Source organism: Streptomyces sp. SID12501, assembly GCF_010550245.1.
Taxonomy (GTDB): Bacteria; Actinomycetota; Actinomycetes; order Streptomycetales; family Streptomycetaceae; genus Streptomyces.
In genome coordinates, this window is record NZ_JAAGLU010000033.1 from 20,403 (window position 1) to 34,480 (window position 14,078).

Consider the following 14,078-nt stretch of genomic DNA (forward strand, 5'->3'; position numbering starts at 1 on the left):
ATTCTCCCGCCGCCCGGCCGGAAAAGCACCCCGGCCTCCCGCCGGGTGCCGTACGCCTACCCTGGGCCGCATGCCCACGCTGATCCTCGTCCGGCACGGACGTTCCACCGCCAACACCTCTGGAGTGCTCGCCGGCCGCACACCCGGTGTCGCCCTCGACGAGCGGGGCGCCGCGCAGGCCGCCGCGCTGCCCGGGCGTCTCGCCGAGCTGCCGATCTCCGAGGTCGTCACCAGCCCGCTCCAGCGCTGCCAGGAGACGATCCGGCCCCTTCTCGAAGCCAGGCCGGAACTGCGCCCGCACACCGAGGAGCGGATCTCGGAGTGCGACTACGGGGACTGGTCGGGGCGCAAGCTCGCCGAGCTGACGGACGATCCCCTCATGCAGGTCGTCCAGGCCCACCCGACCGCCGCCGCTTTCCCGGGCGGTGAGTCCATGCGGGCCATGCAGACGCGCGCGGCCGAGGCCGTACGTGAGTGGAACGCGCGCGTGGAGGCAGATCACGGCGCCGACGCCGTCTACCTCATGTGCTCGCACGGCGACATCATCAAGTCCCTTGTCGCGGACGCGCTGGGGCTTCATCTCGACCTCTTTCAAAGGGTGTCCGTAGATCCGTGTTCCATCACCGCGATCCGTTACACCCGCCTCAGGCCGTTTCTCGTCCGCCTCGGGGACACCGGTGACTTCGCCTCGCTGGCGCCGCGCGAGGTACCCCCGGGCGAGGAGGCCGCGGTCGGGGGTGGTGCGGGCGCACCGTGATCGTCGGCAGCAGTAGGGTGAAGCGGTCGCGGCAGCGCCGCGGACACCGAAGTCATTCGATTCACATCATTCGATTCAATGGAGACAGGACGTGTCCCGTCAGGTGTTCCTCTACGACCCGCCGGACCGCTTCGTGGCCGGTACGGTCGGGCTGCCCGGGCGTCGTACGTTCTTCCTCCAGGCCACCGCCGGCCCTCGGGTGACCAGCGTGGCCCTGGAGAAGACCCAGGTCGCCGCGCTGGCCGAACGCATGGACGAACTGCTCGACGAGGTCGTACGCCGTAGCGGGGGCAACGCCGCCGTCCCGGCCGTGGTCCCCACCGATGTGTCCGACACCCGTCCCCTCGACACCCCTGTCGAGGAGGAGTTCCGGGTCGGCACCATGGCGCTCGCCTGGGACGGCGACGAGCAGCGCATGATCGTCGAGGCGCAGGCCCTGGTGGAACTGGACGCCGAGTCCGAGGAGGACCTCGTCGAGGCCGAGGAGCGGCTCCTCCAGGACGAGGAGAACGGCCCCCCGATGCTGCGTGTCCGGCTCACCGGCGCGCAGGCCCGTGCCTTCGCCAGGCGCGCCCTCGACGTCGTCAACGCCGGCCGGCCGCCCTGCCCCCTGTGCAGCCTCCCGCTCGACCCGGAAGGACACGTATGTCCGCGCCAGAACGGATACCGCCGCGGAGCGTGACAGCCACCCGCACGCCCGCCGAACAGCTCGCCGAACTGCTCGCCAAGGGTGAGCTGACCGTACGCGGGCGGATCAGCGAGGCGTCGAACGCGGCGCTGTACTGCACGGTCTCGTACGAGGGGCAGGAGGCCGCCTGCATCTACAAGCCGGTGGCCGGTGAGCGGCCCCTGTGGGACTTCCCCGACGGGACCCTGGCCGAGCGTGAGCTGGCGGCGTTCGAGGTCTCCGAGGCGACCGGCTGGGGGCTCGTACCGCCGACCGTGCTGCGCGAGGGGCCGTACGGCCAGGGGATGTGCCAGCTGTGGATCGAGGCGGAGTCAGAGACGGAGTCGGACGAGGGTGGCCGGTTGCTCGCCCTGGTCGACGGTGAGGAACCCGGGCCCGGGTGGAAGGCGATCGCGTTCGCCGAGGTCGGCGAGGGGAAGACGGCACTGCTCGTCCACGCCGACGACGAGCGGCTGCGCCGGCTGGCCGTCCTCGACGCGGTGATCAACAACGCGGACCGCAAGGGCGGGCATCTGCTGCCGGGCGACGAGGGGCGGCTGTACGGGATCGACCACGGGGTCACCTTCAACGCCGAGAACAAGCTGCGTACGTTGCTGTGGGGGTGGGCCGGGGAGCCCCTGACGCCGGAGGCGGTCGACGTCCTGACAGGACTCAAGGGCGCCCTGGGCGAGGGCGGAGCGCTGGCCCTGCGGCTGGCGGAGCTGGTCACCGGCGACGAGATCGAGGCCACGCGCGCGCGTGTGGACGCGCTGCTGGAGTCCGGGAAGCATCCGGAGCCCAGCGGAGAGTGGCCGGCGATCCCGTGGCCGCCCGTGTGAGGGTGCGCGTGGCCGGTGCGGGCGTCCCGTAGGCCCCTGCACTTAGGGAGGAATCTCACAAGACCCTCTTCCCGGCCATCTGGACCCGGTCCGGCTCGTATACGGAACATCCGTCCGGTTACGCTCATGACATGCATGCCTGGCCCGCTTCCGAGGTCCCCGCCCTGACTGGTCAGGGCCGCGACCTGAGGATCCACGACACCGCGACCGGTGCTCTGGTGACCCTCGACCCCGGTCCCGTCGCCCGTATCTACGTCTGCGGCATCACCCCGTACGACGCGACCCACATGGGTCACGCGGCGACCTACAACGCGTTCGACCTCGTGCAACGCGTGTGGCTCGACACCAAGCGGCAGGTTCACTACGTCCAGAACGTCACCGACGTCGACGACCCGCTGCTGGAGCGGGCCGTGCGTGACGGGATCGACTGGGTGGGGCTCGCCGTGAAGGAGACCGCTCTCTTCCGGGAGGACATGACCGCGCTGCGGATGCTGCCCCCGAAGCAGTACATCGGCGCCGTGGAGGCGATACCCGGCATCGTCCCGCTCGTCGAGCGGCTGCGGGACGCGGGCGCCGCCTACGAGCTCGAAGGGGATGTCTACTTCTCCGTCGAGGCCGACCCGAACTTCGGCAAGGTGTCCCACCTGGACGCCGCCGCCATGCGGCTGCTGTCCGCCGAGCGCGGCGGTGACCCCGACCGGCCGGGCAAGAAGAACCCGCTCGACCCGATGCTGTGGATGGCCGCCCGGGAGGGTGAGCCGAGCTGGGACGGCGGTTCGCTGGGCCGCGGTCGCCCCGGCTGGCACATCGAGTGTGTCGCCATCGCCCTGGAGCACCTCGGCATGGGCTTCGACGTGCAGGGCGGCGGCTCCGACCTCGTCTTCCCGCACCACGAGATGGGCGCCTCGCACGCCCAGGCGCTGACCGGCGAGTTCCCCATGGCCAAGGCGTACGTCCACGCCGGCATGGTCGCGCTCGACGGCGAGAAGATGTCGAAGTCCAAGGGCAACCTCGTCTTCGTGTCCGCCCTGCGCCGCGACGGGGTCGACCCGGCCGCCATACGGCTCGCGCTGCTCGCCCACCACTACCGGGACAACTGGGAGTGGACCGACCAGGTGCTCGCGGACGCCGTCGAGCGGCTCGGGCGCTGGCGCGCCGCCGTGTCCCGGCCCGATGGGCCGTCCGCTGACGCGCTGGTCGAGGAGCTGCGCGAGGCTCTCGCGAACGATCTGGACGCCCCGGCCGCACTGGCCGCCGTGGACCGCTGGGCGGCCCTCCAGGCGGAGCGGGGCGGTACGGACGAGGGCGCCCCCGGCGTCGCGTCCCGTGCCGTGGACGCCCTGCTGGGCGTGGCGCTGTAACGGAGTTCCCGTAGAGAGGGGGGTGGGGCGCCGGGCGGGTTCGGCCGTCGGCGCCCCTGCTCACTGCCGGGCCCGTTGCTGTCGAGGTGCTGTCGAGTCTCCGGGGGAAGCTGTGGCGGTAGTCGACATGTGATGTGGTATCAGGGTCAGTTGACCCTCAGGACCGGCCAACTGCCGGTCCCTTCCTGGAAGGAAACCCCGTGGCACCCACACACGGTTCCTTCGCACGCCACGTCAGCCGCCGCGGACTCCTCGCGGCGGGCGCCGCCACCGTCTCCGCCGCCCTGGTCGCCTCACCGGCCGCCGCCTCCCCGAAGACCCTGCCGACCCTGATACCGCTGCCCAACGGGTTCCGTCCGGAAGGCATAGCCACCGGCGCCGGCCCCTACGCCTACCTGGGCTCGCTCGGCGACGGCTCGATCTACCGCGCCGACCTGCGCACCGGCGCCGGCGAGATCATCTCGACCGGTCCGGGTACCCCGTCCGTCGGGCTCAAACTCGACGGCCGGGGACGCCTGTTCGTCGCCGCCCGTACCGAGGGCGCCCGGGTCGTGGACACCCGTACCGGGGCCGTCCTCGCCTCGTACGCCTTCACCACGGCGACCCCCACCTTCGTCAACGACGTGTTCCTGACGCCGCGGGGAGCGATCTTCACCGACTCCTTCCAGCCGGTTTTGTACGTCCTCCCGCTCGGCCGGGGCGGCGCGCTGCCGGGCGCCGGCGACGTCGTACGGATCACCCTGAGCGGCGACTGGAGCCAGGTGCCCGGCGAGGTCGTCAACGCCAACGGCATCACCGCCACGCCCGACGGAAAGGCGCTGCTCGTCGTCCAGTCCGGGGTCGGCGGACTGCACCGGGTCGACCCGCGCACCGGTGTCACCAGGCTCGTCGGCCTCGGGGACGCGGCCCCGCTCACCAACGGCGACGGCCTGCTCCTCGTCGGGCGCACGCTGTACGTCGTACAGAACCGGCAGAACGCGGTCGACGTGTTCACGCTGTCGGAGGACGGGAGCAGCGGGGTCTTCCGGCGGCGTATCACCGACCCGGCCTTCGATGTGCCGACCACGGTGGCCGCGTACCGCAACCGGCTGTATCTGCCCAACGCCCGCTTCTCGACGACGCCGACGCCCGGGACGACGTACGCCGTGGTCGCGGTGGAGCGCTGACGGTCGCCAGGACGTTACGGACCTGACGGACGTGACGGACGTGACGGACGTGACGGACGTGACGGACGGGGAAGGGCCGGTGCATGAGGTGAGTACCTCGTGCACCGGCCCTTCCCCGTACCTGACCGCTCACTCCTCGGCGGAGTCCTCGTCGTCCGTGCTCGGCAGCTGGGGCGGCTTCGGCGGCTGCGGTTTCGGGCGGGCCGTCGGGTTGTCCCGGAGGTACGACGCGCTGTCGGTGCCGTCCGCCGTGGCGTGGCCGCCGGGGGACGGGCCGGGGCCCGCCGGGCCGGTGCCGTCGCGGCGGCGCAGATAGCGTTCGAACTCGCGGGCGATCGCCTCGCCCGTCGCCTCGGGCAGCTCGGCGGTGTCCCGGGCCTCCTCCAGCGTCTGCACGTACTCCGCGACCTCGCTGTCCTCGGCGGCCAGCTGGTCCACACCCACCTGCCAGGCACGCGCGTCCTCGGGCAGCTCGCCCAGCGGGATGCGGATGTCGATCAGGTCCTCCAGGCGGTTCAGGAGGGCCAGCGTCGCCTTCGGATTGGGCGGCTGCGACACATAGTGCGGGACCGCCGCCCACAGGGACACCGCCGGTACGCCCGCGTGGGTGCACGCCTCCTGGAGGATGCCGACGATGCCCGTGGGGCCCTCGTACTTGGTCTCCTCCAGATCCATCCGCTGGGCCAGATCCGCGTCGGACGTGACCCCGCTGACCGGGACCGGACGGGTGTGCGGGGTGTCGCCGAGCAGAGCGCCCAGGACCACCACCAGCTCCACGCCCAGCTCGTGCGCGAAGCCCAGCAGCTCGTTGCAGAACGAGCGCCAGCGCATCGACGGCTCGATGCCTCGCACCAGTACGAGGTCACGGGGCTTGTCGCCGCCGACCCTGACCACGGACAGCCTGGTCGTCGGCCAGGTGATCTTGCGGACACCGTTGTCCAGCCACACGGTGGGGCGGTTGACCTGGAAGTCGTAGTAGTCCTCGGCGTCGAGCGCCGCGAACACCTCGCCCTTCCACTCCCGGTCCAGATGCGCGACCGCGCTGGAAGCTGCGTCGCCTGCGTCGTTCCAACCCTCGAACGCGGCCACCATGACTGGGTCGATCAGCTCGGGAACCCCCTCCAGCTCGATCACCCAGCGCCTCCTTCCGACGTGCCCTCGCTTGACCACCCAACCTTACGGCGTGCGGCGGGGGCGCTCGCAGCCCCCATGCACGGGGGAGTGAACGGATCACTGCCCCGATAGACCCCCCGAAACACCATCCGTGAGCCACCCCTCACCACCCCCGTATTCATCCGAGCAGTCGGGGGCGGCGGTCCTGAGGGCTCGGATCCGGATCCGGATACGGGTTGAGATACGGATTCCGGTACGGCTAGAGGGTCGATCTCAGCCACTGCTCCACGCTCGCGATGTGCACCGTCGCCCACGACCGTGCCGCCTCCGCGTCCCTGTCGCGCAGGGCGCCGAGGATCGCCCGGTGCTCGTGCAGGGTGCGGCTGACCGCGTCCTCCTGGGTCAGACCGCGCCAGATCCTTGCCCGGGTGGTGGGCCCGGACAGACCGTCGAGGAGGGAACAGAGCACCGAGTTGCCGGAGCTCTGCACGATCCCCCGGTGGAACTCCAGGTCGGCGGCGACCAGTTCCTCCACCGACGGCTCACCGCCCAGCCGTTCCAACTGGGCGGACAGAGCGTCCAGCTGCTGCTCGCTGATGCGTGTCGCCGCCATCGCGGTGGCGGCCGGCTCCAGGATGCGGCGCACGGCCAGGAACTCCAGAACCGTGTCGTCGCGGTGGAAGTCGACGACGAAGCTCAGTGCTTCGAGCAGGAGTTGGGGATCCAGGCTGGTGACGTAGGTGCCGTCGCCCTGCCGTACGTCGAGGATCCGGATGAGTGACAGGGCGCGCACCGCCTCCCGCAGGGAGTTGCGGGACAGCCCCAGTTCGGCGGCCAGCTCGCTCTCCTTCGGCAGCCGGTCGCCGGGGCGCAGTGACCCGGAGACGATCATTCCCTTGATCTTCTCGATCGCCTCGTCGGTGACTGCCATGGCGGGCCTCCCTGCCGTTCAGACCTGTTCAGACATCCGATGTCTCAGGCCATTATGGGGGTTCAGTGGGCTGAACGGCACACAAAATGCGATGTCAGCCCGTACGAGAGTGCCCTACGGGTGGCTGGAACGGTACCTGCGGGCTACTGGTTCGGCAGCACGTTCGGGTGGCGGCCCGGCAGTCCGTACGGATGTCGGGCCGGCCTCCCTCGCAGATGTCAGGCCAGTGCTTCCAGGTCGGCGAGCGCGGCGGCCTCGTCAAGGGTGGTGAGGGTCCGGTTCCGCATCAGGAACCTGCCGTCCACGACGGTGTCCCGGACGTCCGCCGAGTGCGCCGCGTACGCGAGCGTCGACCAGGGGTCGTGCCGGGGTCGCAGATGCGGTGCGCCGAGGTCGAGCACGATCAGGTCGGCCCGCTTGCCCGCCTCCAGGGAGCCCAGCCGATCGCCCAGGCCCAGCGCCTTCGCGCCCTCGGCGGTCGCCATGCGTACGGCCTGTTCGGCGCCGACGGCCGTGGGATCACCGCCCGCCTTGTGCACGAGGGCCGCCTGCCGGACCGCGCCGAGTACGTCCAAGGTGTTCGAGCTGACGGCTCCATCGGTGCCGAGGCCGACCGTGACGCCCGCGCTGAGCAGCCGGGGCACGGGCGCGATACCGCAGCCGAGCTTCAGGTTCGAGACGGGACAGTGGGCGACTGCCGTGCCGGTGCGGGCCAGCGCCGCGATCTCCGGACCGGTCAGGTCCACGGCGTGGGCCAGCAGCAGGTCGGGGCCGAGCAGTCCGAGCGAGTCGAGCAGTTCCACCGGGCGCTTGCCGTACCGCACCTCGACGGTGGCGACCTCGGTCGCGTTCTCGGCGGCGTGGATGTGCAGCAGGGCGCCGAACTCCCCTGCCAGGGCGGCGATTTCGACGAGCTGTTCGGGGGAGAGGGTGTACGTGGAGTGCGCGAAGAGGATCGGGCGGTGGCCGGGGCGGGGGGTGCCACGGGCGGCCAGGTCCTGCCGGGCCCACGCCAGCCGGTCCTCGTAGGCGATGCCGTCGGGCGGCTGCGGTACGTCCATGAAGGTGGGGCCGGTGTGCAGCCGCCAGCCCGTCTCGCGCGCGACCTGTTCGGCCGCCTCGTGGAACCAGTACATGTCGAGCGCGGAGGTCACCCCGGCCCGTACGCTCTCGGCGACCGCTACCCGGACGGCCGCCGCGACGTTCTCCGGCGAGAGCAGTTTGGCCTCCCACTTCAGGACGCGCTCCAAAAAGCCCTGGAGGGTGACGTCGTCGGCACGGCCGCGCAGAAACGTCATCGCGAGATGGGTGTGCGTGTTGACCAGGCCGGGGAGGACGAGGCAGTTCGCGGCGTCAAGGGACTCGTCGGCTGTGAACCGGGTTGTCAGCTCCTGGGTCGGGCCTACGGCGACGATCTCGCCGTCCCGCACGGCAACCGCCCCGTCCGGTACGACGGTTCCAGCCTCGTCCACGGTGAGCACGTCACCGCCGTACACGAACAGGTCGATCCGCTCGCTCATCCGAGGGGCCCTTCGGCTTCGGCGTCGGCGCCGCCCTCGTCCTCCGCCAGCAGGCGCAGCGCCTCCAGAGACACGACCGCGCCGCGTTCGACGCCCTCCGCCACGATCTCCCGGTGCGGGTCGTAACGACCTGTCGACAAGGGAGCGGTCTCGTCGACCAGTTCGTCGGCGTTCGCCCCGTCGATGACGACCACTCCGCCGGCGACCAGTCCACGCAGCGAGGCCGTCACCAGCAGTGCGCTCAACTCCATCTCGATGGCGGCGAGTCCGGCGCCCTCGTAGGAGAAGAGGGGGAGCAGACCGGGCTGGAAGGCGGCCCGCGTCCACACGATGCCCCGGTGGTGCGGGGCGCCCGCCTCCCGCGCCGCCCGCTGGAGCGCGAGCACCGCCTCGGGGGAGGACACCGCCGGATACTCCGGAGGCAGCAACTGCTGGGTGACACCGTCGTCCCGGACGGCCGCCTCGGCGATGACGAGGTCGCCGTCACCGATCCCCGGCCTCATCGCACCGGCCGTACCGAACCGGAGGAAGGTCCGCACACCGGCGTCCGCCAGCTCCTGGAACAGCAGGATCGCACCCGGGGCGCCCACCCCGTGCGAGGCGACCACCACCGGCACGCCCTTCCAACTCCCGCTGAACACACGGTATTCGCGGTGGTACGACACCTCCTGCGCGCCCTCCAGCTTGGCGCCGACGAGAGCGGCACGCAGCGGGTCGCCGACGACCAGCGCGCGCGGCGGCAGCCCCGTGCGGGGTATTCGGGTGACGGGCAACAGGTCCTGCGTCATGAGACGGCTCCGGTGGAAGGGGACGCGGAAGGGGGTGGGGAAGGGGTCGTGGAGGGTGACGTGGACGGTGTCCGGCGACGGCGGCGGGCCGTCGTCAGGAAGAGGGCGCCGAGCGTGACGACGTACGGCGCGGCATCGGTCGCCTGCTGCGGCAGCCCGAGGCCCTGGAGACGGAAACCGGCCGCCTCCGCGAGGCCGAACAGCAGCGCCGCCAGCAGCACACCGAGCGGCAGCGCACGGCCGAGCATGACCGCGACGACCGCGATCCAACCACGCCCCGCCGTCATGTTCTCGGAGAACAACGTGACGTTGCCGAGAGCGAGTTGGGCTCCCGCGAGCCCGCACAGCACACCGGATACGAGTACGGCCCCGTACTGGTATCTGACCGGGCTCACGCCGAGCGTGGCCGCCGCGTCCGGTGCCTCGCCGACCCCGCGCAGCCTGAGCCCCCACACATGCCGGGACAGCATCAGCGCGGCCACACCGACCGCCGCCCACGCCAGATACGCGAGCGGCGAGAAGCCACCGACCAACGGCAGCCCGGCCAGTGACGGATCGTCAAAAGTGCCCTGCACGCCGAAGACGGTACGGAGGAGGAAGCTGGTCAGGCCGACTGCCAGGAGATTCAGGGCGATTCCGAGCACCACCGCGTCTCCGCGCAGGGTCACCGCGCCCACGGCCAGGATCAGGGAGTACGCGGCGGAGGCGAGCGCCGCCGCCAGTACGCCGAGCCAGGGACTGCCGGTGAACCAGCTCGTGGCCACCGCTGTGAAGCAGCCCATCAGCATCATGCCTTCGAGGCCGATGTTGAAGACGCCCGCCCGTTCGCAGATCGCCCCGCCGAGCGCGGCCAGCAGGATGGGCGTCAGCGCGCGCAGCGCCGACATGAGGAGATCGGAGTCGAAGAACATCAGACCAACTCCCCTTGTGGGCTCTGCGGGCTCTGCGGGCTCTGCGGGCTTGTTGGGCTTGGTGGGACGGGCCTGTTGTCGCGTTTTCGGGACAAGCGCGGGAAGCGCAGCCGGGCCGCCAGGAACACGATCACGATCGCCTGGAGCACCTGCGTCAGCTCGCGCGGTACCTCGGTCGTCCGCTCCATCGACAGGCCTCCCACTTGCAGCATGGCGAAGAAGAAGGACGCGAGGACCGTGCCGACGGGCGCGGCGCCGGCCAGCAGGGCCGCCGTCAGACCCGTCCAGGTGTAGCCGGACGCGGTGAGCGAACCGTCGAGGAAGCGGTACGGGAAGCTCAACACGCCTATGGCGCCCACGAGTCCGGCCAGCGCGCCCGACATCGCCATCAGCCGGAGCGTGAGGCCCTTGCGCTCGACGCCCGCGTACGCGGCGAAACGGGAGTTGAGGCCGGTCATCCGTATCTCGTAGCCGAACGCGGTGCGCCGGTCGGTGAACCAGTACGCGGCGGCGGCCACGACGACCAGCAGCAGCCCGACCGTCACGGTCGACGAACCGAACGCGGGCAGCGCGACCCCGTCCGGCAGTTGCCGGGTCTGGGGGAGGCTGGAGCCCGGTTCCTTGAGCGGGTAGCGGGCCAGGTAGGAGGCGAAGGACGAGGCGGGGTAGCTGAGCAGCAGGCTGCTGACCAGCAGTGGCACCCCGAACCGGTTCTCGCACAGGGCGGCCAGGGCCGCGTATCCGGCACCGGCCGCCATGCCGGCGAGCAGCGCGAGGACGACGGTGAGCGGCGCGGGCAGCGGTGAGTACAGCCCGGTCACTGCGGCTGCCATCCCGCCGAGGACCATCTGGCCGTCCCCGCCCAGGTTGATGAGCCCGGCGCGCAGCGGCACGGCAAGCGCGAGGGCCAGGCCCAGCACGCTCGTCAGGGTGGTCAGCGTCGACCCGATGCCGTCGGCGCCGAGCGAACCGCTGAGCACCGCGCCGTACGCGGCGACCGGATCGGCGCCGGTCCCGACGAGGAACAGGGCGCCGATGACGACCCCGGCGAGCACCGAGAAGGCGACGGGGGAGCGGAGGGCTTTCGTCATATGAGTCACTGGCGATGTTCGGGTTGTTTGTTCCATATCAGTCCCTGACCTTCACCGGGGCCGGGGGAGCCGGGCTTTCGATGCCGCCCGCCATCGCGAGCCCCAGCGTCCGCTCGTCGGCCTCGGCCTTCTCGTACGACGCCGTCACGCGGCCCTCGTACATCACCAGGACCCGGTCGGCGAGCCCTCGGATCTCGCTCAGCTCGGCCGAGACGAGCAGGACGGCGTGGCCGGCGTCGCGGTAGGCGATCAGCTGGTCGTGGATGTTCTGGACGGCGCCGATGTCGACCCCGCGCGTAGGCTGCTCGACGAGCAACAGCGGTGCGTCATGGGCGAGTTCGCGCCCGATGAGCAGCTTCTGCAGGTTGCCGCCGGACAGTGAGGACGCGGCCACCTCCGGGGACGCCGCCTTGATGCCGAAGCGCTCGATCAGGCGCCGCGCGTGACCTCGTACGGCGGCGGGCGGCAGCAGTCCGCGTGCGGACAGCGACGTACGGTGGTGGCCCATCGCCAGGTTGTCCGCGACCGAAGCCGCGGGCGCCGTACCGACGGCGTGCCGGTCCTCGGGGACATACGCGAGGCCCTTGGCGCGGCGTTCGGTCGCCGAGGCGTGCGTGATGTCGTCGCCGAGCAGCGCGACCCGGCCGGAGTTCACCGGCCGCAGGCCGGCCAGCGCCTCCACCAGCTCGCTCTGGCCGTTGCCCGCGACGCCCGCGATTCCGACGATCTCCCCTGCGCGGACGGTGAGTCGGACATCCCGTACGCCGTCGGTGACGAGGCCGGTGACGTCCAGGATCACGTCGTCCGGGGTGCCGGGGGCGTGGACTCGGTCGAGTTCCACGGCGCGGCCGGTCATCGCGGTGGCTATCTCGGCGGCGGACGTCTCGGCGGTGACCAGCCGGGCGACGACCCGGCCGTCCCGCAACACCGTGACGTTGTCGCTGCCTTCGAGGACCTCGCGGAGTTTGTGCGTGACCAGGATGACCGTACGGCCCTGTGCGGCAAGGGACTTGAGGACCGCGAACAGGGCGTCCGCCTCGGCGGGCGTGAGGACGGCGGTCGGCTCGTCGAGGATGAGCGTCCGGGCGCCGCGGTGCAGCAGCTTCAGGATCTCGACGCGTTGGCGCAGCCCGACGGGCAGGTCACCGACCCGAGCGTCCGGATCTACCGCGAGCCCGTGCTCCTCGGCCAGCTCACGCACCCGGCGGCGGGCCGCACCCCGGTCCACCAGGCCGAAACGGCGCGGCTCGGCGGCGTACACCACGTTCTCGGCGACCGTCAGCGAGTCGAACAGCTTGAAGCTCTGATGCACCATGCCGAGCCCGGCGGCCATCGCGTCACCGGGGTCGGCGAACGCGACCTCGCGCCCGTCGATCCGTACCGAACCGGCGTCCGGGCGCTCCATCCCGTACAGGACGGACATGAGCGTCGACTTGCCGGCGCCGTTCTCGCCCATCAGGGCGTGGATCTCGCCGCGCCGGACGGTCAGGTCGACGGCGTCGTTGGCGAGCGTGCCGGGGAACCGCTTGGTGATTCCCCGGAGCTCGACAGCCGCCGCCTCCGGGTCAGCCGACGGCGGCGGGGTCATCGACCGTCAGCTCTCCGGACACGATCTGGTCGCGGAGCGCCTCGATCTTCTTCAGGACGTCGGAGTGCTCGGCGATCACGCACTGGGACGAGGCGACGCCCTTCTCCAGGCCGGTGAGGCTGATGCCGCCCTCCTTCAGGCCGTACGAGGTGGTCGTGCCCGTCTGACCGGCGAGGACCTGCTCGACGCCCTTCTCCACGGCGATGTCCGTGCGCTTGATCACATTGTCGACGACCGTGCCGGGTGCCGAGGGGCACTGGTTGACGTCGACGCCGTACGCGAACGCGCCCTTCGCCTTCGCCGCCTCGAACACGCCGTAGTTACCGGCCGCGGCAGCCGCCATCAGCTGGTCGTAGCCCTTGGAGAGCAGGTCGTTCGCCTGCTCCTTGGCGCGCGCGGAGTCGTCGAAGGGGGACTGGCCGCCGACGAATCGGGTGCCGGTCTCCGTCTTCGCGGCGACATGCTGGGCGCCGGCCGCGAACGGGTCGCTGAAACGGCGGAACACGGGCGTGTCCAGCACGTCCACCGCGCCGACCTTGCCGCTCTTGCTCAGCAGCCCGGCCTCCGCGCCCGCGAGGAAGACGCCCTCGTGCTCGCGGAAGACCTCGCAGCTCACGTTGTCGATCGCCCTCGTCGTGCAGGCGTCGATCATCAGGAACTGCTGCTTGGGGTGCGCGGCGGCCTGCTTCGCGACCAGGTCGGCGAACTCGAAGCCGACCAGCACGATGACATCGGGCTTCGCGTCGACGGCGGCCTGCACGTTCTGCTGCTGGGAGGCGGCGTCGGTGGACTCGAACACCTTCTCGGACCCGTTGTGCGCCTTCGCGGCGGCCTTGACGCCGGTCACGGCCAGCTTGAGGAACTCGTTCTGCCCGACGGCGTCCGGCGTGACAAGCGTGAACGACGCGCTGCCCGCACTGCTGTCCGAGGAGGCGTCGTCCTTCTTGGCGGCGTTGCAGGCGCTGGCACCGGCGACGAGCAGCACGGTCATGGCGGCGATCGGGAGCGTACGACGGGATCTGCGAGGCATCGGGGACCTTCCGGAGCTACGTACGGCACAGCGCGCGCTCTGCGCTGAGCACGGGAGAGGGAGAGTGGCAAAGGCGGGACGGAACGGGCCACGCCGAGGGGGACGGGTCAGCGCCGACAGCCGTCGCTCGCACACCGGCCGTGGTCGAGGAAGCGGCGCATGGTGAGCGGCACGCGTCCTCCTTCACATGAGCCCTACGGGTGCGGGTGCTGGACTCTAACACCGTGATTCGGTCATCGGCCCAGCTGTCTCGAACTGTGGTTCGCCGAGGTCATGTACGGTGTCGCGCACCGTCGGAACTTCAGGAGCGTCCCGT

At 71.1% G+C, this 14,078-nt stretch carries 13 protein-coding genes; 5 read left to right on the plus strand and 8 right to left on the minus strand.

Annotated elements, in window-relative coordinates:
* Nucleotides 1-70: 70 nt before the first annotated feature.
* From G3I71_RS33175 to G3I71_RS33195, 5 genes are all read left to right on the plus strand, one after another.
* Complete coding sequence (locus G3I71_RS33175; protein ID WP_164320472.1) at nt 71-757, plus strand: histidine phosphatase family protein; 687 nt, start codon at nt 71-73, stop codon at nt 755-757.
* 91 nt (nt 758-848) lie between these two features.
* A complete protein-coding gene (locus G3I71_RS33180; RefSeq protein WP_164320474.1) occupies nt 849-1,439 on the plus strand; it encodes a DUF3090 domain-containing protein in 591 nt (196 codons plus the stop codon).
* Nucleotides 1,403-2,263 (plus strand): SCO1664 family protein, encoded by an 861-nt coding sequence (locus G3I71_RS33185; protein WP_164320476.1) that lies wholly within the window; start codon nt 1,403-1,405, stop codon nt 2,261-2,263. The genes G3I71_RS33180 and G3I71_RS33185 overlap by 37 nt, the downstream gene beginning before the upstream one ends.
* 131 nt (nt 2,264-2,394) lie before the next feature.
* Nucleotides 2,395-3,624: a cysteine--1-D-myo-inosityl 2-amino-2-deoxy-alpha-D-glucopyranoside ligase gene (gene mshC / locus G3I71_RS33190; RefSeq protein WP_164320478.1), complete on the plus strand. Its 1,230-nt coding sequence runs from the start codon at nt 2,395-2,397 to the stop codon at nt 3,622-3,624.
* A gap of 200 nt (nt 3,625-3,824) precedes the next feature.
* Complete coding sequence (locus tag G3I71_RS33195) at nt 3,825-4,790, plus strand: SMP-30/gluconolactonase/LRE family protein (RefSeq protein ID WP_164320480.1); 966 nt, start codon at nt 3,825-3,827, stop codon at nt 4,788-4,790.
* 129 nt (nt 4,791-4,919) lie between these two features.
* Here G3I71_RS33195 and G3I71_RS33200 read toward each other — a convergent pair whose 3' ends face one another.
* The 8 genes from G3I71_RS33200 to G3I71_RS33235 form a co-directional block, all read right to left on the minus strand.
* The gene (locus G3I71_RS33200) at nt 4,920-5,924 is read right to left on the minus strand and encodes a PAC2 family protein (RefSeq protein ID WP_164320482.1); all 1,005 of its coding nucleotides are present in this window, start codon (nt 5,922-5,924) and stop codon (nt 4,920-4,922) included.
* Between the two features lie 238 nt (nt 5,925-6,162).
* Nucleotides 6,163-6,834 carry a FadR/GntR family transcriptional regulator gene (locus tag G3I71_RS33205; RefSeq protein ID WP_164320484.1) on the minus strand — a complete coding sequence of 224 codons (672 nt, stop codon included), beginning with the start codon at nt 6,832-6,834 and terminating at the stop codon, nt 6,163-6,165.
* Nucleotides 6,835-7,052: 218 nt separating this feature from the next.
* Complete coding sequence (locus tag G3I71_RS33210) at nt 7,053-8,354, minus strand: amidohydrolase (RefSeq protein ID WP_164320486.1); 1,302 nt, start codon at nt 8,352-8,354, stop codon at nt 7,053-7,055.
* Entirely contained in the window at nt 8,351-9,142 is a 792-nt protein-coding gene (locus G3I71_RS33215; RefSeq protein ID WP_164320488.1) for a nucleoside phosphorylase, read from the minus strand. The genes G3I71_RS33210 and G3I71_RS33215 overlap by 4 nt, the downstream gene beginning before the upstream one ends.
* Entirely contained in the window at nt 9,139-10,053 is a 915-nt protein-coding gene (locus G3I71_RS33220; protein ID WP_164320490.1) for an ABC transporter permease, read from the minus strand. Before G3I71_RS33220 ends, G3I71_RS33215 begins: the two co-directional genes overlap by 4 nt.
* A complete protein-coding gene (locus G3I71_RS33225; RefSeq protein ID WP_239149492.1) occupies nt 10,053-11,144 on the minus strand; it encodes an ABC transporter permease in 1,092 nt (363 codons plus the stop codon). Before G3I71_RS33225 ends, G3I71_RS33220 begins: the two co-directional genes overlap by 1 nt.
* A 37-nt stretch (nt 11,145-11,181) precedes the next feature.
* A complete protein-coding gene (locus G3I71_RS33230) occupies nt 11,182-12,732 on the minus strand; it encodes an ABC transporter ATP-binding protein (protein ID WP_164320492.1) in 1,551 nt (516 codons plus the stop codon).
* The gene (locus G3I71_RS33235; RefSeq protein ID WP_164320494.1) at nt 12,710-13,762 is read right to left on the minus strand and encodes a BMP family ABC transporter substrate-binding protein; all 1,053 of its coding nucleotides are present in this window, start codon (nt 13,760-13,762) and stop codon (nt 12,710-12,712) included. The genes G3I71_RS33230 and G3I71_RS33235 overlap by 23 nt, the downstream gene beginning before the upstream one ends.
* Between the last annotated feature and the right edge of the window lie 316 nt (nt 13,763-14,078).